Raw genomic sequence first — 19128 nt, forward strand, 5'->3', positions numbered from 1 at the left:
AACGGCGTCAGCGGAAGCGGACCTGGGACGAACCGACGCCGGCCTCGTCAAGGGCCTGCTTGGCTGCGGTCATGGCCATCGATCCGCCGAATCCGCGGCGCGCGAGCTGACCGTGCAGCCTGCGCACGGCTGCGTCGCGATCGAGCGAGCCCATCGAACGGGCCTTCTGCCGGGCGAAGTCGAGCGCACGCTCGGCCTCGTCGTCGGGAAGTTCGTCGAGGGCCGCATCGACGACCTCCCGCGGGATCCCTCGACCCGAGAGCGTCTGCGAGATCGCACGACGCCCCTGGCCCTTTCGGCTGGTCGCGGAATATACGAGCTGCTCGGCCAGACGAGCATCATCGAGATACCCCCGCGCCTCGAAGTCCGCCACCACATCCTCCGCCGCCGCACTGTCGAGACCGCGCTCGGCCAACATCATCCGCGCCTCTTTTGCGGAAAGCTGACGTGTGCGGAGCCGCTTTACCAGTGCCTGCGTCGCACCCTCGACATCAACCCCGGGCTCGTCATCGTCATCCGGAAGTTCATCCCGCGTCGAAATCGCCACCGGCTTACGTGGAGCGGTCGTCAGCCCGGCCGTCGGGGCGGCCGTCGGGGCCTCGTCCTCGGCCCAATACTCGGGCGAAAAAGTCACCTTGCGACTCGGGGGCGCGACCGCCCTCTCGGGTGCGGTCTGCCCACGCTGGGGTTCCGCGCCGCGGTCCGCACCCGGGAGGTAGGTGACGGGAGCCAGATGCCCGCCCCCGTCACCGTCGTTGGTCGGCATGATCAGGCCGGCCGGCGCTGTGCCAGCTCGTCATCCGCGACCTGCGGCAGAGCCTTGGGCATGCCGATACCGAGCTTCTGCTTGATCTTGTGCTCGATCTCGTTGGCGGTCTCGGGGTTCTTCAGCAGGAAGTTGCGGGCGTTCTCTTTACCCTGACCCAGCTGCTCTCCCTCGTACGTGTACCAAGCACCCGACTTCTTCACGATCAGGTGCTCGACACCGAAGTCGATCAGCGAACCTTCGCGTGAGATGCCCGTGCCATAGAGGATGTCGAACTCGGCCTGCTTGAAGGGCGGAGCCATCTTGTTCTTGACGACCTTGACGCGCGTGCGGTTACCCACGGCATCCGATCCGTCCTTGAGCGTTTCAATGCGACGGATGTCGAGGCGGACCGAGGCGTAGAACTTGAGTGCCTTACCACCCGCGGTGGTCTCGGGGGATCCGAAGAACACGCCGATCTTCTCGCGCAGCTGGTTGATGAAGATCATCGTCGTGTTGGTCTGGTTCAGACCACCCGTCAGCTTGCGAAGCGCCTGGGACATCAGTCGTGCCTGCAGGCCGACGTGCGAGTCACCCATCTCGCCCTCGATCTCGGCGCGCGGCACAAGCGCTGCGACCGAGTCGATCACGATGAGGTCGATCGAACCCGAGCGGATCAGCATGTCGGCGATCTCGAGCGCCTGCTCACCCGTGTCGGGCTGCGAGACGAGCAGTTGGTCGATGTCGACGCCGAGCTTCATGGCGTATTCGGGGTCGAGCGCGTGCTCCGCGTCGATGAAGGCGGCGATGCCGCCCGCACGCTGGGCATTCGCGATGGCGTGCAGCGTGAGAGTCGTCTTACCCGACGACTCCGGACCGTAGATCTCGATGATGCGGCCGCGGGGCAGTCCGCCCACTCCGAGGGCGACGTCGAGGGCGATGGAACCGGTCGGAATGACCTCGACGGGAGCGCGGTCATCGCTGCCGAGGCGCATGACCGAGCCTTTTCCGAACTGGCGGTCGATCTGTGCGAGGGCCGATTCAAGGGCCTTCTCGCGGTCGGCGGGGTTGGGCATGGGATGCTCCTTCTGTCTCGCGGTCCATCGCCTGCAGTCTGTCGCGCAGCCGGATCGGCGATCCGGATACTTCGACAAGGCGTGAGCGGGGCTCGGTGTGGTTCTCACGTTAGGAAGGGCCTCCGACATCCGTCGTGCGGCCGTTCGCCTTCGTGGAGAAACTGCACCTCATCCACCTGTGCAGGAGCTTATCCAGCGACGAACATAGTTTCGACTAAAGCGCGGGCGTGTCGTCGAAGACTTCCACGAGCAATGCGTTCACAGGCGATCAGGTACGCGGATCGAGCGCCTGAGCCATCCGATCGAGAAAATCCGCTATGACGGCAAGTTGCGCCTGGTCGTAGTCGCTCGCAATCTCGCGCATGGCGCCGAGATGCCCCCCGAAGTGCCGATAGAACGTGCTCCGCGAATGCTCCGTCAGCACCACGACGCGCGCCCGGCGGTCGGTCGGATGGGGCTTGCGTTCAACATGCTCGGCAGCGACCAATCGATCGACCATCTTCGACGTCGATGCCGTAGAGATGCGGAGGTGCCGAGCGAGATCGTGCGGACTCACAGCGGTGCCCCGCCGCTCCCACTCGACCATCATGCGCAGTGCCCGCAGATCGGTGAGGTTCATCGCCATCTCGTCGCCGACCTCGCCGTGCATCCGGTCGAGGGCATCACCCAGACTGCGCAGCGCGAGGAGGGCAGAGCGCACGGATTCTTTCTGATCAGTCAATGCGTGGACACCCCCTCTGGCTCATGTGTATCATCGGAAGACAGCGATTAGCTAGCTAAACTAGCGAATTAACAGGGGAGCACGTACATGCCCGACACCGACTACGTTGTCCTCCTCGATGAGGCGGGAAACGAGATCGGAACTGCCCCGAAGGCCAGCGTCCACGGTACCGATACAGCACTGCATCTCGCATTCTCGTGCCATGTCCTCGATGATGAGGGACGCATTCTGGTCACCCGTCGCGCCCTCGACAAGCAGACCTGGCCCGGCGTCTGGACGAACTCGTTCTGCGGTCATCCCCGCCCCGCCGAGCCCGTCGTCGCGGCGGTCCGTCGACGCGCCGAGCACGAGCTCGGCATCACCGTCTCGTCCCTCGAGCTCGCGCTCCCCCTCTTCCGCTACCGCGCCGTCGATGCCAGCGGAATCGTGGAGCACGAAATCTGCCCCGTCTACACGGCGCGGACGAGCGACGAGCTTGTCCTGAACCCCCACGAGGCCGTGGACTTCACGTGGGTGCGACCCGAGGACCTCGCGCGTTCGCTCGAGGCGACTCCCTGGGCCTTCAGCCCCTGGTTGGTTCTGCAGGCGCAGCAGCTCGATCTGTTCACGGCGCACCGTTCCGTGAACGACCGTCGCCTCGCGTCATGAGTCTCGCGTCATGAGCCTCCCGTCATGAGCCTGATCGCCACCGGTCTGGTGGGCTCCGTCGCGCGAGCCGAGATCGATGCGGTGATCGACGGCGCCCTGGCCCGGATCGAGCATCGTGCTCAGCCGTTCGGCGGCGTCTTCGCCGAACTGGGCTCCGCGATCCACCGCTCAACACAGGGCGGCAAGCGCTTTCGTCCCGCGCTCGTCGTCGCGACGTTCGAGTCGCTCGGCGGCGACGCTTCCGCGAACGGCTGCGTCTATCCCGTCGCCGCGGCTTTCGAACTCCTGCACGCCGCGTTCCTCATGCACGACGACATCCTCGACCACGACACGATGCGTCGCGGCGTTCCGAACGTCTCCGGTCAGTTCCGGATTTACGCGACACAGTGGGGCGCGGATGCCTCGGGTGCCGCGCTCGTCGGCGATGCCGCTGGGCTCCTCGCCGGGGATCTCTTGTTGCACGAGTCTCAGCGTTTGATTGCGCTCTGCCCCGCTTCCGAGGACGAGCGCGTGCGTCTGCTGAATCTGCTCGACGAGGCGGTGCTGGTCTCGGCCGCGGGCGAGTTCGCGGACGTCGCCCATTCGGTTCTCGATGAGGAGCCCGCGGCCGCCGACATCCTGGCGGTCACGCACGACAAAACGGCCGTGTACTCATTCGCCGCGCCCCTTCGCGCGGGCGCTCTGTTGGCCGGGGCAAGCCCCGAGGTCGAAAAGATGCTGGCGCAGTTCGGCAGCCGGCTCGGTCTGGCATACCAACTCGTCGACGACCTGATCGGCGCCTTCGGCACGGATGAGCAGGCCGGTCGCCCGGCCGGTGCCGATCTGCGCGAGGCGAAGCAGACCGCGCTGATCGCCCTCGCCCGAGCCACCGCGTCTTGGTCACAGGTGAGCGACGCGCTCGCGCTCGCGCACACGGGCCCGATCGCGGTTCGGCACGCGCAGGACATGCTCGACGGCAGTGGCGCGCGCAACGAGCTGGAACGGCTCGTGAACAACGCCCTAGCGGAGGCGCGCGCCCTCATCGTGCCCGGATACGTGCCGCCCGCGACCGCGCGGATGCTCGGCGACCTCGTGACCGCTGTAGAGGCGCGTATTCCGTGACCGACCGTTCAGCATCCCGCGACACCACCGGGCTCGACCTGTACGACCGCACGGCCCGAGCCGCGGCCGAGACCGTCATCTCCCGCTACTCGACCTCGTTCGGCTACGCGTCTCGCTTGCTCGGTCCCCGCGTTCAACCGCACGTCCGCAGCATCTACGCGCTCGTCCGTGTCGCGGACGAGATCGTCGACGGGCCCGCGCGCGAGGCGGGACTGACCGCCGAAGAGGAGGCGCGCGAGCTGGACGCGCTCGAGGCACAGACGCTCGAGGCCATTCGCACCGGATTCAGCGCAAATCTCGTCGTTCACGCGTTCGCCCTCACCGCGCGCGAGTGTGCGATCGACGAGGCGCTCGTCCGGCCGTTCTTCGCCTCGATGCGCACGGACATCACCGTCACGGAGCACGACGCGGCATCCCACGATGCCTATGTCTACGGGTCGGCCGAGGTCGTCGGCCTGATGTGCGTGCAGGCCTTCGTGAACGCCGGCAGCGAGAACCCCGGACCGGCGGACCCCGAGATCGTCGCGGGCGCCCGACGACTGGGCGCGGCCTTCCAGAACGTCAACTTCCTGCGGGATGCGGGCCACGACAGCGACGCCCTCGGGCGCGACTACCTGGGACTCGACGGCTCGCCGACGACTCGGGCGGCCGTACTCGATGACATCGACGCGGACCTCGCGGCCGCGGCATCCGTCATCCCCCGACTACCGCGGGACTCGCGCCGCGCTGTGACATGCGCACACGACCTGTTCGCCGAGCTGAGCTCCCGTCTTCGGCAAGCGGATGCCTCGGTCGGCCGGGTGCGCGTGCCGAACCCCGTCAAGGCAGCTCTGTTCGCTCGGGCCGCGGCGGGGGCAGCGCCGCGCGCGCCCCGGACGCCGTCGAGGGAGAAAGCGCCCTCCCCCAGCCCGAACGTGCCTTCGACACAGGAACACCCCACCCAGGAACGACCGACGCGAGGAACACGCTCATGAGCTCCACCCAACGAGTCGTCGTGATCGGCGGGGGTATCGCGGGGCTCGCCACCGCCACCCTGCTCGCAGCGGACGGCCACTCCGTCACGCTCTTCGAGGCCCGGGATGCTCTCGGCGGCCGGGCGGGCTCCTGGGAGCACGAAGGGTTCCGCTTCGAAACGGGGCCGAGCTGGTATCTGATGCCGGAGGTGTTCGACCACTTCTTCCGGCTGCTCGGCACGAGCGCCGAGCGTGAGCTCGAGCTCGAGCGCCTGGACCCCGCGTACCGCGTCTACACCGAGGGCGATGCCGAGCCGCTCGAGATCCGCTCCGGCGTCGATCACGTCGCCGAGCTCTTCGAGGGGATCGAACCGGGAGCGGGCGCCGCGGTGCGCGACTACCTCGCTTCGGCGCAGGACGCCTACGAACTCTCGGTCACGCGCTTCCTCTACGACTCGTATGCGTCCACGAAGGGCTTGCGCGACCCCGCCCTGCTCCGCCGACTTCCCCAGTTACTCCCCCTGCTGACGCGCCCGCTGCATCGCCACATCGAGAGCCGATTCACCGACCCGCGGCTCCGCCAGGTCATGGGATACCCCGCCGTCTTCCTCGGCGGCTCGCCGTTCGACGTGCCGAGCCTGTACCACCTGATGAGCCATCTCGACCTGGGCGATTCGGTCGCCTATCCGATGGGCGGGTTCACGACGATCATCGACGCCATCGCGCGTCTCGCTCGCGAGCGGGGCGTCACGATCGAGACGGGCACACCGGTGGTCGCGATCGAGACCGCCGGCTCGCGAGCGGTCGGCGTGCGGGTTCAGGATGCTTCAGGAACGACCCGTTTCGTGCCCGCCGACCTCGTGGTGGGCGCGAGTGATCTCCACCACCTCGAGACCGAGCTGCTACCCCCGGAGCGCCAGACGTATCCGGAGTCCTGGTGGAAGAAGCGCACGCCGAGCCCGGGTGCCCTGCTCCTGCTGCTCGGCGTCGAGGGCGAACTGCCACGTCTGGCACACCACACGCTGGTGTTCACGAAGGACTGGCGCGGCAACTTCGACGCGATCTTCGGGGACGAACCGTACGTGCCCGATCCGGCGTCGCTGTACGTGTGTCGACCGAGCGCCACCGACCCCTCCGTCGCCCCGGCGGGCCACGAGAACCTGTTCGTGCTCGTTCCGATGCCGGCGGATGTGACCCTCGGCCACGGTGGCGTGGACGGCGCGGGAGGTCCCCGCATCGAGGCCGCGGCAGACGCCGTGATCGATCAGATCGCCGCGTGGACGGGTATCCCGGACCTCGCGGATCGGATCGTCGTCCGCCGCACAATCGCCCCCGCCGATTTCGCGAGCGACCTGCACACGTGGCGCGGCAACTCGCTCGGGCTGTCCCACACACTTCTGCAGAGCGCCGTATTCCGTCCGCGGAATGCTTCGCGCAGGGTCGAAGGACTGCTGTACGCCGGCGCAGACGTCCTGCCCGGGATCGGCCTCCCGATGTGCCTGATCTCGGCCGAACTCGTCCTCAAGCGCGTCCGCGGCGACGATGGAGCGGGAAGGGTGCGCGAGCCAGTTCTCGATGCCGTGGCAGACTGAACGTCGTGCCGGGCTTGTACCTTCTCGCGATCCTCGTCTCGGCGGGGGGAATCGCGCTCATCGACCGGCGCTTCCGACTGGCGTTCTGGGTGGCTCGCGGCCGGACCCTCGCAACGGTCGCGATCGGGGTCGCGTTCTTTCTCGCCTGGGATGCCGCGGGTATCGTGACCGGCGTCTTCGTGAAGGGCGGCAGCGCCCTCTACACCGGCATCATGCTCGCTCCTGAGTTGCCGCTCGAGGAACTCTTCTTCCTCGCCTTCCTCTGCTACCTGACGCTCGTGTGTTGGGCCGCGGCATTCCGCATTCTTGTTCGTCGGGACGGAACAGCGGCGCCCGCAGCGGGAACCGACGAGGGTACGCGCGGATGACCTACCCGCTGATCGTCGTCCCGTTCCTCCTCGTGGCGGCCCTCGTCACGATCCTGACCGCACGGCGCGAACGTTTCGCCCGTCGGATGGCCGCGTCGGGGCTCGCGGCGCTCGCGCTGCTCACCCTGACCGCGGTCTTCGACAACATCATGATCGCCGCGGGGCTGTTCACCTACCCGCCCGAACACTTGAGTGGCCTCTACATCGCCCTCGCGCCCGTCGAGGACTTCGCCTACCCGCTCGCGGCCGCCTTCCTGATCCCCGCTATCTGGACACTCCTGACGCCGAAGGAGCCCGCATGACCGGCGCGGAGCGAATCGGCGTCGGTCGAATCATCCGCACTCTTTTCGTGTCCTCACGGCCAGTGAGCTGGGTCAACACGGCGTTCCCGTTTGCGGCCGCGTACCTGCTCGCGACGCGCGAGATCGACGCGGTGCTGATCGTCGGCACGGTGTTTTTCCTCATCCCCTACAACCTGGCGATGTACGGGATCAACGACGTCTTCGATTACGAATCCGACATGCGTAACCCGCGCAAGGGCGGTGCACACGGGGCCGTCCTCGATCGACGCCTGCACCCCGTCACCCTGTGGGCCGCGGGGCTCTCGTGCCTGCCGTTCGTGGTGTTCCTGGTCTGGGTCGGCGGGCCGCTGTCGTGGCTCGTGCTCGCGCTCAGTCTGTTCTTCGTCGTGTTCTACTCCGCTCCCCCGCTGCGGCTCAAAGAGGTGCCGTTCGCCGACTCGGTGACATCCAGCATCCACTTCGTCTCACCCGCCGTTTACGGCTTCGTGCTCGCCGGAGTCGCCTGGACGCCGGGGCTGGTCGCGATCGTCGTGGCGTTCGCACTGTGGGGCGTCGCATCCCACGCCTTCGGCGCGGTGCAGGATGTCTCGGCCGACCGCGAGGCGGGTATCTCCTCCATTGCGACCGCGCACGGCGCCGCCTGGACCGTCCGCTTCGCGCTGGTCTGTTACGCGCTCTCGGGTCTGACAATGCTCGCGTCGGAGTGGCCGGGGCCGCTCGCCGGGCTGCTCGTCATTCCCTACCTCGTCGCCGTGTGGCCGTACCGCAGCGTCAGCGATGCCGCTTCGCACGAGGCGACGCGGGGGTGGCGTGCGTTCCTGTGGATCAACCAGCTCGCGGGCTTCGGCGTCACGCTCCTGCTCGTGTGGTGGTGGCTGCTCACGGCGTGAGTCGCCGCGCCCTGGGGCCCCTCACCCTGGGGCCTCACCCTGCGGCCCAGCCGGACCGCTCCCCTGGCACTAAATGCGGCTCCACGACGCGAGAGCTGACATCTACTGCCAGGGGAACGGGTCGTTTCGACAGGCTCAACGACCGGGCGCGGGCGTTGAGCGAGGCGCGGAGCGCGGAGCGCGGAGATGAAACGCGCCCACAGCACAAGACGGTGCCACCCGGAGGGGTGACACCGTCTCGTGTGCGACGTGGATTACTCGGCGGTCAGCTCGAGCAGGCGGTCTATGGCGTCCGTCAGACGGGCGTCGGCCTCACCGAACGCGGCCCAGTCGCCGGCCTGCAGCGCGGTGTCGCGCTCGAGCATCGCCTGGCGGGCGTCGTTCAGTAGCGCCTGCTCCTGAACGTCGACGCTCGTGCCGCCACCGTCGGACGGGTCCGTCGGTGGCGCGCTCGGGTCACCGGGCGTCGCATCCGGGTCGGGCTCGACCGTGCCGTCACCAGCATCCGCTCCCGAGTCGCCACCGAAGAGCGTGTCGAGTGCCTCGTTCAACGTGTCCTCGAAGGCGATCTCGTCGCCGAAGGCCACCAGCACCTTCTGCAGCGTCGGCAGCTGCGTTCCACCGGATGACTGAACGAAGACGGGCTGCACGTACAAGAACCCGCCACCGACGGGGAGCGTCAGCAGGTTTCCGTTCAGCACCTCGGACTGGCCCTGTCGCAGCAGGTTGATCTGCGACGAGACCACAGGGTCGGCATCGAACGTGTTCTGCACCTGACCGGGGCCGGGCACCGTCGTGTCGGCACTCACGACGAGCATTCGCAGCGCACCATACCCTTCGGCCTTCACACCGTTCTCGGATCCGGCGTCAGCGTCGACCGCGAGGTAACCCGTGAGGATGTTTCGCGAAGCCGTGCCCGTTCCCGGCGGGATGAACGTCGTGAACATCGAGAACGACGGCTCGTCCTGGCCCGGCATCTGCATCGTCAGGTAGTAGGGCGGCTGCAAGCGGGTCGAGCTCGAGTCCTGCGGGTCGGTGGGCGTGGACCACGCGTTGTCGCGCTGGTAGAACGACTGGGCGTCGTTCACGTGGTACTGGCCGAGCGTGGCGCGCTGCACCTTGAACAGATCGGTCGGGTACCGCACGTGGCTGATCAGTTCGGCGGACATCTCGCTGATCGGCTTGATCGTGGCCGGGTACACCTTCTGCCAGGCCTGGATGAGCGGGTCTTCGGGGTCCCACGCGTACAGCGTGACGCTGCCATCGTAGGCATCGACAGTGGCCTTGACCGAGTTGCGGATGTAGTTGATGTCGTCGATCGTGAACCGCGGGTTGAGGTTCGTCGTGTCGGCGATCGCATCCGACAGGCTGACGGTCCGCGAGTACGGGTAGGTCGACGCCGTCGTGTATCCGTCGACGATCCAGACGATCCGGCCGTCGACGACGCTCGGGTACGGGTCGTTGTCGAGGTCGAGGTACGGAGCGGCCTTCTGCACGCGGGTCTTCGGGTCGCGGTCGTAGAGGATCTGCGAGTCCTCGTTGACGTAGTCCGAGAGCAGGATGTCGGTGGACTGGAACTTGAGCGCGTAGATCAGCTTGTCGAACAACGTGCCGATCTTCGGGCCACCGTCACCCTCGAACGTGGTCTTCGTCTCGCTCTGACCCTCTTCCGAACCGCGCGGGTAGTCGAGCTCCACGGGGGTTGAGCCCTCGGGCGCACCCACGATCGAGTAGACCGGCGACTGCTCGCCGAAGTACACGCGCGGCTGGAAGTTCTCGCTTTCGCTGAGGAAGCCGGTTGCCGGGATTCCGCGTTCGAGGAAGACGGGATTGCCATCGCTCGTGCGCTGGTTTCCCGCGGCGACGACGAGGCCGTAGCCGTGCGTGTACACGACGGTGCGGTTCTGCCACGTACCGGCGGTGCCCAGAGCTTCCATGTCGAGTTCACGGACCGACACGACGGTGTCCTGAGACTCTCCGTCGATCTCGTAGCGGTCGACATCGAGCGGGTCGGTGAACTGGTAGTAGGCCCGGAACTGCTCGAGCTGGCGCACCGTCGGGCTGATGATCGCGGGGTCCATGATGCGGATGGATGCGGTGGTCTGCGCATCCTCGCGAAGGGCGCCGGGCTCGGCATTCGTCACGGCGGTCGTCTCAGTCTTTTCGAGACCATCGATGCCGTAAGCGACCTTCGTCATCTCGAGGTTTCGCTCGATGTACTGCTCCTCGAGCGAGAACTCATTCGGCGCGACCTGGAAACGATCGACGATCCACGGGTAGCCGACGCCCACGACGATCGCCGAGACGATCAAGAGCGCGGTACCGATGAGCGGGAAGCGCCAGCGGCCGATGACAGCCGTGACGAAGAAGAGCAGCGCGACGAAGATGGCGATGCCGGCGAGGATCGCCTGGCCGGGGATGACGGCGTTGACACCGGTGTATCCGGGTCCCGTGATCAGGTCACCCGTCTCGCTCAGCGTCTTGTAGCGGTCGAGCCACAGGCTCGCAGCCTGGACGACGAGGTACAGGCCGGCGAGGATCGCAAGCTGGATACGCGCGGACTTCGAGATCCGCAGCTCCCATCGCCCACCTTCGCGCTGACCGACACGGACCGAGCCGTAGAGGTAGGACACGACACCCGTGAGGCCTAGGCAAATCAGCAGAACGGCGGAGATGAACCCGAGCGCGGCGCTGTAGAAGGGCATCGCGAACAGATAGAAACCGATGTCCAGACCGAACTGCGGGTCGGTCGTCTCGGTCGTGACGCCGTTGACCCACAGCCACACGGTCTCCCACTGCGTGGACGTCGAGAAGCCCGCGAAGAAACCGAAGAAGACGGGGATCCCCCACATCGCCAGGCGACGGAGCGGTTCGACGACCTCTTGGTAGCGATCGAGCTGGCTCGACAGTCGCGCATAAACCGGTCGGAGCCGGTAGGCGAGCTGAATCGTCAGCCAGACGGGAACGGCCATCGCGAGGAATCCGATGACGAACATCGTCGCGCGGGCGAGCCATTGTGTCACCAGGACCGAGTCGAACCCGAGCTGCTGGTACCACATGAAGTCTGCGTACAGGGAAGCGAAGATGAAGAACCCGACAAGCAGTACGGCGATGATGACCAAGGAGATGGTCACAACGCGTCGTGTGGTGTTGGGGGCCGCTGGCTTCGGGGAAGTCGTGGTCACCCCACCAGTCTAGGCGCCCGGTTTTCCGCGACGTCCGCCCGGCGCCCGGGAAAACACCGGGTAACCGGCCACGTTTCGGTTACGGCGGCTCTCGACGCGCCCTCGGGCGCCGCTCTTATGGCCCTACGGCGCCGCGCAGGCGGGAACGGCGTCGAGGTCGCCGCCGTCGCGGATGGCGTCGAGCGCGGTGATGGCGTCGTCCAGGTCGGCGACGGAGAAGACACGTAGACCCGAGGGAATGTGTCCCACGACCTCGTCGCAGTTCGCCTCCGGTGCGAGGAAGAACTCCGCCCCCGCACCCCGCGCCCCGTAGAGCTTCTGTCGGATACCACCGATCGGTCCGACGACGCCGTCTGCGGTGATGGTGCCCGTGCCCGCGATCTGCAGTCCCCCGTTGAGTTCGCCCGCGGTCATCGTGTCGATGATGCCGAGGGCGAACATCAGGCCGGCGCTGGGGCCGCCCACGTTGTCGAGCTGGATCGTGACCTCAACCGGGAAGTCGTAGTCGACGATCGTCGACACGCCCACCTGGTAGGTCGAGTCGTTCTCGTTGAAGACGGGGGTGACGTCGACCGTTGCCTGCGCACCGTCGCGCTCGATCGTGAGCGCGACGGGCGCGCCCTCCGTCTCTTGGATGATGTCTCGCAGCTCCGTGACGTCACTCACGACCTGCCCTTCCGCCGCGAGGACGATGTCGTCCGGCTCGAGCACACCCTCCGCGGGTGACCCCTCGGGAAGCGAGTGGATCCGCACCCGCGAGTCGACCTGGTACCCCAGCTCGCGAAGTGCCGCGACCGTGGCCTCGTGCTGCGAGTCGACCATGAGCTGCGCGTTCTGCTCGGAGCGCTGTTCGCTGGTCTGACCCGCCGGGAATACGGAGTCGAGCGGCACGACCGCGCGAGAACGGTCGAACCAGGCGCCCATGAGCTCGAGCCACGTGGGCGTCCGCTCGCGGTTGCCCACGACCTGGACGGTCGTCAGGTCCAGAGCGCCCGTCGTCTCGAACGTCTCCGCGCCTTCGACCTCGATGAGCGGAACGGCCGCGCCATCCGCGCCCGTCGCCGTACCGAGCGTGTTGTAGACCGGGCCGGGCTGCTGGATCACGTACCCCGTGGGCAGGAACGTCAGCGTCGCCAGGCATACCAGGGCGATCGCGAGCGAGATGATGCCGATCCTTGTGGAACGCCGCAGGGGCGGTCGCTGCGCGGGCACGACCCGGACGTCTTCGTCGAACAGCGCCACGGTGGGACCTTTCTTCGCTCCGCAGGACGGAACGGGACTTCGGGCGCCGTTCGCGAACGGCGTAAGCGATGCCGGCTCAACCCCGGCGGGGCCGCAGTCGGCTGCGACTAGCGTAGAACCACCCACCCGAACGACGCTGAGAGGCGGCTGAAGTGCCTGGCGACGAGAACCCCGAGGACGACTTCGAAGAGCTTCTGCGGCGCATGCTCGGAGGCGGCGGACAGATCGATCCGGCGCAGTTCGAGCGGCTGACCGGCATGCCGCTGGACCCCGCCATGATGGCAATGGTCCAGCAGCAACTGCGCGGCGCGATGGCGGCCGGAGAGGGCATCCCTTGGGGTGTTGCGGAGCAGCAGGCCCTGCAGCTCGCTCGCACCGGCGGGCTGAGCGTGACCGACGGTGACCGCGTCGATCTGGACGGCGCGCTGACGCTCGCGAATCTGTGGCTGAGCGAAGCGACCGTCATCTCCGAACTCGCACAGACCCCCCGCATCATCACGCGCGCCGAATGGGTGAGCGCGACCCTGCCCGTCTGGCAGGAGTTCGCCGAACCCGTCGCGACGAGCATCACGGATGCCTTGACCCGCACGCTTGCAGAGCACGCACCGGAAGAGCTCCAGCCGCTCCTCCAGGGCGCGGGCAAGGTCATGCGCTCGCTCGGTGGATCGCTCTTCGCGACCCAGCTCGGCCAGGTCGTCGGGCAGCTCTCGACCGAGGTAATCAGCGGCGGCGACGTGGGCATCCCCGTGATGCCCGCCGGCGAAGCAGCCATCCTGCCGCAGAACTTCGCCGACTTCGGCCGCGACCTCGACATCGCGGACGATCAGCTCGCTCTGGCGGTCGCCGTGCGCGAGCTCGCGCACGCCCGCCTCTTCCGGCACGCGAAGTGGTTGCGCCTGCATGTGCTCTCGCAGGTCACCGAGTTTGCGCGCGGGATCGATGTCGACACCGATGCTCTCGAAGACCTCGCGTCCCGATTCGACCCCTCCCGCCCGGACGAGCTGCGCACCGCGCTCGAAAGCGGCGCTCTGCTGCCCGAGCACACCGAGGCCCAACGGGCGGCGCTCGCGCGCCTCGAGAGCCTCCTCGCGACGGTGGAGGGGTGGGTCGACGTCGTCACCGAGGACGCGACCGCGCGCTTGCCCAAGGCCGCGGCCATTGCCGAGACCGTCCGCCGACGCCGCGCCGCGGGCGGGCCCGCCGAACAGGCGCTCGCGTCGCTCGTCGGGCTGGAGTTGCGGCCCCGACGTCTGCGCGAAGCGGCCGCCATGTGGCGCGCGATCACCGAGGCCGTGGGTGTCGAAGCCCGCGATTCGCTGTGGGACTACGCCGACTTCATGCCCAGTTCCGAGGACATCGACGACCCGTCGCGGATCACCGAGAGCCTTCGCCGGCGCGCTCTCGGCGATGACGCCCCCGAGACGGAACTCGATGAGCTCGACGACGCGATCGCCCGGATCCTCGCCGGCGAGGAGTCGTCCGACCCGCGGGCGGATCAGGACGCGGGCGGGGACTCCGGTTCGGACGAGGACGGCGAGTCCGCGGTCGGCGGCGGAGCGCCTGACGGACCGGTGCGCTGACACCGTCCGTCCTCCACAGGGGCGGCTGAGCCCGGGCCTCTGCCCCGACCTGTGGAATCCCCTGCCGTCGACCTCCGGACACGACACAATCGCGGGATGACCGTGATGCTCCGTCTGGATCAGACCCACACCCCGCTCTGGCGCGATGCGACGACGATGCAGCTCGGCGAACATGCCCGGTCACGGTTGACGGATGTCTCGCCGTGGCAGGAGCGCCTCCTGTTCGAGCTCACGCGCGGGCTCCCCGATTCGGGTGTGGAGGTCTGGGCGGAGCTGCAGCGCGTTCATCCCCGCGAGGTCCGCGCCTTTCTCGGACGCCTGGGCTCGGCGCTCCTCCGGATCGATCTCGAAAGCCGGAGTGCTCCCGGAGGGATTGTGCTCGAGGCGCCACGGGGCGGCTCGGGCGACCCGCTCGTCGTCGCGATGCGCATGGCCCTCGAGACATCCTCGTACCGGGTGACGGTCATCGAAGAGGCCGATCCGGGCGAACACGATCGAACCGGAGATGAGGCATCCGGGGCGGATGTCGTGGTGATGCTCGCGCGGCACGTGCTCGATCCGCGGCGTGCTGCGCCGCACCTGCGCGCGGACCGCGTTCATCTTCCGGTCGTGGTCGGCGGCGCCGGCATCGTCATCGGGCCGCTGATCGTGCCGGGCGTGACGGCCTGTCTCACGTGTCTACACCTCGAGCGCCGCGATGCGGACGATGCCTGGCCCATGCTGGCGCTCCAGCTGCTCTCGGCTGGTGCGCCCGTGCCGTCACCCGAGCTCGTTCACGAGGGCGCTGCCGCCCTCGTCAGGACCCTCGCGGACCCGTGTTCCGCGGAGGGGCGCTCGGTGACGCTGAACGCGGCGGGCGAGCGGCGGCAGCAGGCGCACCGGCCGCACGATGAGTGCGGGTGCCGAGCTCCTGAAGGAAACGCGAAGGCTCCCGCTCAGCTCTCCCGTTCCCGGCGGACCACGACAGCGAGACAGAACGCCGTGCCCGCGTGAGAGCGACGTAGAGCAACCTGCGCTCCTCGTCGATCTGCTCGAGTCCGCGCGCGTACGAGATCGGCAACAGTCCCTCGGACAAACCGATCACGTGGACGTGATCCCACTCGAGCCCCTTGGCCGCGTGGATCGTGGCCAGGGTGACGGTGCGCAGCCCCGGATCGTGCTGGTCGCGCGCACGGGCCTGGAGGTCGTCCGTGAAAGCGCGCAGCGTCGTGCCCGGAGGTGCATCCTCCGCCAGACGCAGCAGAGTCGCACGCGCTTCCCACGCGTCACGGAGCGCCCCGCCCGCCGGGGGCGGCGTCTCGGTGTACCCGCGAGAGCGCAGCAGATCGCGAACGATCGGAACGAGTTCGCCCGAGCCGCCCGCGACGGATTCGCCGCGGAGCACCATGACCGCGTCGCGCACCTCGGGCAGCTCGAAGAACCGCTTGCCGCCCAGAACGCTCGCGGCGATGTCTTGGGCGGCTAGCGCGCGCTGCAGAGCCGCCGACTGCGAATGAGCCCGATAGAGCACGGCGAAGCCCTCGGCCGTCTCGCCCGCGTCGAGTCGTCGCTTGATGTCGCGGGCGACCGCCACGGCCTCGGCGTCGTCGTCGGGGTGCATCGCGGTCGTGGCCTGCGCGCTCGCCCCTCCCGACACGACGCGCGAGACTTCACTTGTGTCCCGTTCCGAGGGGTCAACAGGGACATAGGTGAAGTCTGGCGCGGGTTCGGACGCCGCCACGAGTTCGAGCGCGCCCGGACGACCGCGCATGAGCGCGTTGGCCGTCGCGAGAACGGCCGGTGCCGAACGATAGTTGCGCTCGAGGCGCACCATCAGGGCACCGGGGTGGTGACGCTCGAAATCCAGCAGAAAGCGCGGGTCGGCGCCGGCGAACGAATAGATCGTCTGGCTCGCGTCGCCGACCACGCAGAGATCATCCCGGTCGCCGAGCCAGAGGGAGAGCAGCCGCTCCTGGAGCGGAGAGACATCCTGATACTCATCCACCGTGAAGTGGCGGTACTGCTCGCGGACGGCACGCGCCACGCGCGGCTCGGACTCGATCATGCCGGCGCAGGCGAGCAGGATGTCTTCGAAGTCGAGCTGGCGCCGCTCGTCCTTGAGCTTTTCGTAGGCCTCGTGTAGACCGACCACCGCGTCGGGGCTCAGGCGACCGAGACCCGGACGGCCGGCGCGCGCATAGTCCTCGATCGTGCGGAGAGTGACCTTGCGCCATTCGATCTCGGAAGCCATGTCGCGAAGCGTCGCCCCGTCGAGCGTCAGACGCACGCGACTCGCGGCATCCGACAGCATGCGCACCTTGTTCGGCAGCACCGGCGGTGCGGACTCCCCGCCCGCAACCGTCGGCCAGAAGTAGTTCAGCTGCGCGAGCGCGGCGGCGTGGAAAGTTCGCGCCGAGACCCCCTCGATGCCGAGGGACCGCAATCGCCCCCGCATCTCTCCGGCCGCGCGGGTGGTGAAGGTCACGGCCATCACGCGCGGCGGTGAATACATCCCGCTATCGACGCCGTAGGCGATGCGGTGCGTGATCACACGCGTCTTGCCGGACCCCGCGCCCGCAAGCACGCAGACGGGTCCGCGGACGGCGAGCACCGCCTCGCGTTGATGCTCATCGAGGTCGTTCAGGGCACGCTCGGCGCCCTCCGAGACATCCGTCATCGCTCCGTGACCCGTTCGAGCCAGCGCTCGATGAGTCCGCGGGAGATGGATGACGGTCCGGGCAGCGTGACATCGCCGTCGCCGGCAAGCGCCCGGGCGATCTCGTCGGGCTCGAACCACCGCACATCCACGATTTCCGACCCGTCAGGACGCGCGGCCTCGGAGTTCTCGGTGGAGGCGAGGTACCCGAGCATCAGAGAACGCGGGTACGGCCAGGCTTGGGACCCGACGTATTCGAGCGCCGCGATACGCACGCCCGACTCTTCCTCGATCTCACGCACCAGGGACTCCTCGGCCGACTCCCCCGCTTCGACGAAACCCGCGAAGCACGAGTAGCGCCCCTCCGGCCAGGCGGCGTTCGACCCGAGCAGCAAGCGTGTGCCATCCGTGACCGCGACGATGACGGCGGGGTCGGTGCGGGGGAAATGCTCGCGGCCGCACGACGGGCAGTGCCTCGACCATCCGGCATTTCGCAGTTCGGTACGCGTTCCGCACGCGGGGCAGAAGGCGGCATCTCGGATCCACCGAGCGAGCGACAGCGCCTCGACGAAGAAAGCGGCGTCCTCGAAGCCGAGCGCGCCGCCCACCTCGCGCAACTCCGCCCACCCACCCGCGGGATCGACCGGTGCATCGTCCTCTTCCTCGAGCAGCGCCAGCAGAACGGGGCCCCTGGCATCGCGGCCGAGGAACGCCACGATGGCGTCCGCGCCCAGCGCCGACGCGGGAACGAGCACGATCACACCGGACTCGTCGAGCGGAGCGCGACCCCGCCGCAGCAGCAACACGCGGGAACCGGGCTCGGCCGCAAGAACAGCGAGACCGTCGGCAAGGTCGCGGTCGATCGCCGAGCGGTCGATCGCCGAGACCGGGGGCGTGATCACCCTGGGCAGGCCCGGGACCGTCATGGAAGACCTCTTTCGCGGGCGTGGCGCGGGTAGTGCGTGCGAGGACAGACCTACCCTGGGGGCATGACTGGCTCCCCCCTCACTTTAGCCGCGTCGGTGAGCGCAGCCCTGCCCGAGGCCGCGATCGTCTCGACGGCTGCCCTCTCCACAGGCGAGGGTGGACGCTACGACAGCGCCGTCGTCGGACTGGATGACGGATCGCACGTCGTCGTGCGCGCACCGGTGGATTCATCCGCCGCCAGCGACCTCGCCACCGAGGCGTTGGCCCTGCGCGCCCTGACCCCGGGCGCCCGAGCCCTGCTGCCCTTCGCGGCGCCGCGTCCGCTCGGCGAGGTCGCGCTCGCCGAGGGTCGGGCCCTCCTCACCGACCTCGTCCCCGGCTATCGCGTCGAGGCGGGCGACCTGCCCGCCGGACCGGGGGCGGCGACCTCGATCGGCATCGCCCTCGCGGCCCTGCACGCGCTGCCCGCATCGGTTGTTCGGGCCGAGGGACTTCCCGTCAAGACCGCTGACGAGGTGCGCGAGTCGGTCGTCGCTCTCGTCGAACGGGCCGCGTCCACGCGCCGGCTGCCCGTCGCCCTCGCCACACGGTGGCGCCGCGCGGCCGAGGACGAGGCGCTCTGGCGATTCGACCCGTGCGTTGTTCTCGGTGACGCGGTTGCATCGTCCTTCCGCTACGAAGACCGAGACGGCGTTCCGACCGTTTCGGGCGTGCTGGGCTGGAGCCGTTTCAGCGTCGGCGATCCGGCGGTCGATCTGCAGTGGCTGGCCGCCGCACCGGATGCCTCCGACGATGTCTACGCCGCATACGTCTCTTCGGCACACCGTTCGCCCGATCCAGACTTGCGCACCCGCGCTCGGCTGTATGCCGAACTGGAGTTCGCGAAGTGGCTGCTGCACGGCCACGAACAGCGCCGTGACGACGTCGTGGAGGACGCGGTCGTGCTGCTGGACGCACTCGTCGACGGACTGGGCGATGCCGCCACGCGGCTCGATCCGGTCGCCGTTGTCGGGGTGGACGACGCAATAGCCGTCCTCGCAGACACTCCCGTGACGAAGGCGAGCGCGGCGGACGACGGCAGCACCGCCATGCAGACCGACGCGTACGACCCCGAGATGGTTTCGCTGTTCGTCGCGGCGGCCCGCGAGCACGAGCCGGGCGAT

Annotated in this window: 15 protein-coding genes and 1 pseudogene; 9 read left to right on the forward strand and 7 right to left on the reverse strand. The window is 68.3% G+C overall.

Features of this window, described 5'->3' with window-relative positions:
• Positions 1 to 7: 7 nt before the first annotated feature.
• The 3 genes from ACT9TC_RS03545 to ACT9TC_RS03555 all read right to left on the reverse strand — a co-directional run bounded on the left by ACT9TC_RS03545 (position 8) and on the right by ACT9TC_RS03555 (position 2521).
• On the reverse strand, positions 8 to 766 hold the full coding sequence (locus tag ACT9TC_RS03545) for a regulatory protein RecX (protein ID WP_458042056.1): 759 nt from the start codon (positions 764 to 766) through the stop codon (positions 8 to 10).
• A 2-nt stretch (positions 767 to 768) separates the two neighbouring features.
• On the reverse strand, positions 769 to 1821 hold the full coding sequence (gene recA / locus ACT9TC_RS03550) for a recombinase RecA (protein ID WP_458042057.1): 1053 nt from the start codon (positions 1819 to 1821) through the stop codon (positions 769 to 771).
• A 268-nt stretch (positions 1822 to 2089) separates the two neighbouring features.
• The gene (locus ACT9TC_RS03555; RefSeq protein ID WP_458042058.1) at positions 2090 to 2521 is read right to left on the reverse strand and encodes a MarR family winged helix-turn-helix transcriptional regulator; all 432 of its coding nucleotides are present in this window, start codon (positions 2519 to 2521) and stop codon (positions 2090 to 2092) included.
• Positions 2522 to 2629: 108 nt separating this feature from the next.
• Between ACT9TC_RS03555 and idi the strand changes: the two genes are divergently transcribed.
• From idi to ACT9TC_RS03590, 7 genes are read left to right on the forward strand one after another with little or no spacing between them, the layout of a single operon-like run.
• Positions 2630 to 3190 (forward strand): isopentenyl-diphosphate Delta-isomerase, encoded by a 561-nt coding sequence (gene idi / locus ACT9TC_RS03560; RefSeq protein ID WP_458042059.1) that lies wholly within the window; start codon positions 2630 to 2632, stop codon positions 3188 to 3190.
• 24 nt (positions 3191 to 3214) lie between these two features.
• Positions 3215 to 4291: a polyprenyl synthetase family protein gene (locus ACT9TC_RS03565; protein WP_458042060.1), complete on the forward strand. Its 1077-nt coding sequence runs from the start codon at positions 3215 to 3217 to the stop codon at positions 4289 to 4291.
• On the forward strand, positions 4288 to 5265 hold the full coding sequence (locus ACT9TC_RS03570; protein ID WP_458042061.1) for a phytoene/squalene synthase family protein: 978 nt from the start codon (positions 4288 to 4290) through the stop codon (positions 5263 to 5265). The genes ACT9TC_RS03565 and ACT9TC_RS03570 overlap by 4 nt, the downstream gene beginning before the upstream one ends.
• Positions 5262 to 6836: a phytoene desaturase family protein gene (gene crtI, locus ACT9TC_RS03575; RefSeq protein WP_458042062.1), complete on the forward strand. Its 1575-nt coding sequence runs from the start codon at positions 5262 to 5264 to the stop codon at positions 6834 to 6836. Before ACT9TC_RS03570 ends, crtI begins: the two co-directional genes overlap by 4 nt.
• A 5-nt stretch (positions 6837 to 6841) precedes the next feature.
• On the forward strand, positions 6842 to 7204 hold the full coding sequence (locus ACT9TC_RS03580; RefSeq protein ID WP_458042063.1) for a lycopene cyclase domain-containing protein: 363 nt from the start codon (positions 6842 to 6844) through the stop codon (positions 7202 to 7204).
• On the forward strand, positions 7201 to 7506 hold the full coding sequence (locus tag ACT9TC_RS03585; protein ID WP_458042064.1) for a lycopene cyclase domain-containing protein: 306 nt from the start codon (positions 7201 to 7203) through the stop codon (positions 7504 to 7506). Before ACT9TC_RS03580 ends, ACT9TC_RS03585 begins: the two co-directional genes overlap by 4 nt.
• Positions 7503 to 8396 (forward strand): prenyltransferase, encoded by an 894-nt coding sequence (locus tag ACT9TC_RS03590; RefSeq protein WP_458042065.1) that lies wholly within the window; start codon positions 7503 to 7505, stop codon positions 8394 to 8396. Before ACT9TC_RS03585 ends, ACT9TC_RS03590 begins: the two co-directional genes overlap by 4 nt.
• Before the next feature lie 254 nt (positions 8397 to 8650).
• Here the strand turns inward: ACT9TC_RS03590 and ACT9TC_RS03595 are convergent, their stop codons facing one another.
• Both ACT9TC_RS03595 and ACT9TC_RS03600 read right to left on the reverse strand, forming a co-directional pair.
• On the reverse strand, positions 8651 to 11581 hold the full coding sequence (locus ACT9TC_RS03595) for a UPF0182 family membrane protein (protein ID WP_458042066.1): 2931 nt from the start codon (positions 11579 to 11581) through the stop codon (positions 8651 to 8653).
• A gap of 123 nt (positions 11582 to 11704) precedes the next feature.
• On the reverse strand, positions 11705 to 12823 hold the full coding sequence (locus ACT9TC_RS03600; protein ID WP_458042067.1) for a YlbL family protein: 1119 nt from the start codon (positions 12821 to 12823) through the stop codon (positions 11705 to 11707).
• A 203-nt stretch (positions 12824 to 13026) separates the two neighbouring features.
• Here ACT9TC_RS03600 and ACT9TC_RS03605 point away from each other — a divergent pair, with 203 nt between their 5' ends.
• Positions 13027 to 14403, forward strand: coding sequence for a zinc-dependent metalloprotease (locus ACT9TC_RS03605; RefSeq protein WP_458042852.1), 1377 nt, complete (start codon positions 13027 to 13029; stop codon positions 14401 to 14403).
• A gap of 796 nt (positions 14404 to 15199) precedes the next feature.
• Here ACT9TC_RS03605 and ACT9TC_RS03610 read toward each other — a convergent pair.
• On the reverse strand, positions 15200 to 17059 hold the full coding sequence (locus tag ACT9TC_RS03610; RefSeq protein ID WP_458042068.1) for an ATP-dependent helicase: 1860 nt from the start codon (positions 17057 to 17059) through the stop codon (positions 15200 to 15202).
• Positions 17056 to 17964 carry an NAD(+) diphosphatase gene (nudC, locus tag ACT9TC_RS03615; RefSeq protein ID WP_458042069.1) on the reverse strand — a complete coding sequence of 303 codons (909 nt, stop codon included), beginning with the start codon at positions 17962 to 17964 and terminating at the stop codon, positions 17056 to 17058. Before nudC ends, ACT9TC_RS03610 begins: the two co-directional genes overlap by 4 nt.
• A 63-nt stretch (positions 17965 to 18027) precedes the next feature.
• Here nudC and ACT9TC_RS03620 point away from each other — a divergent pair.
• Positions 18028 to 18795 (forward strand): annotated as a pseudogene (locus ACT9TC_RS03620) (phosphotransferase); the annotation flags it as partial.
• Positions 18796 to 19128 lie beyond the last annotated feature (333 nt).

It is taken from the genome of Microbacterium sp. HM-570, assembly GCF_054165885.1.

Excerpts from the sequence above, each read along its gene's own strand:
- ACT9TC_RS03545 (WP_458042056.1), bottom strand. The coding sequence starts at position 766 with ATGCCGACCAACGACGGTGACGGGGGCGGGCATCTGGCTCCCGTCACC.
- recA (WP_458042057.1), bottom strand. The coding sequence starts at position 1,821 with ATGCCCAACCCCGCCGACCGCGAGAAGGCCCTTGAATCGGCCCTCGCA.
- idi (WP_458042059.1), top strand. The coding sequence starts at position 2,630 with ATGCCCGACACCGACTACGTTGTCCTCCTCGATGAGGCGGGAAACGAG.
- ACT9TC_RS03565 (WP_458042060.1), top strand. The coding sequence starts at position 3,215 with ATGAGCCTGATCGCCACCGGTCTGGTGGGCTCCGTCGCGCGAGCCGAG.
- crtI (WP_458042062.1), top strand. The coding sequence starts at position 5,262 with ATGAGCTCCACCCAACGAGTCGTCGTGATCGGCGGGGGTATCGCGGGG.
- ACT9TC_RS03585 (WP_458042064.1), top strand. The coding sequence starts at position 7,201 with ATGACCTACCCGCTGATCGTCGTCCCGTTCCTCCTCGTGGCGGCCCTC.
- ACT9TC_RS03590 (WP_458042065.1), top strand. The coding sequence starts at position 7,503 with ATGACCGGCGCGGAGCGAATCGGCGTCGGTCGAATCATCCGCACTCTT.
- ACT9TC_RS03605 (WP_458042852.1), top strand. The coding sequence starts at position 13,027 with ATGCTCGGAGGCGGCGGACAGATCGATCCGGCGCAGTTCGAGCGGCTG.
- ACT9TC_RS03610 (WP_458042068.1), bottom strand. The coding sequence starts at position 17,059 with ATGACGGATGTCTCGGAGGGCGCCGAGCGTGCCCTGAACGACCTCGAT.
- nudC (WP_458042069.1), bottom strand. The coding sequence starts at position 17,964 with ATGACGGTCCCGGGCCTGCCCAGGGTGATCACGCCCCCGGTCTCGGCG.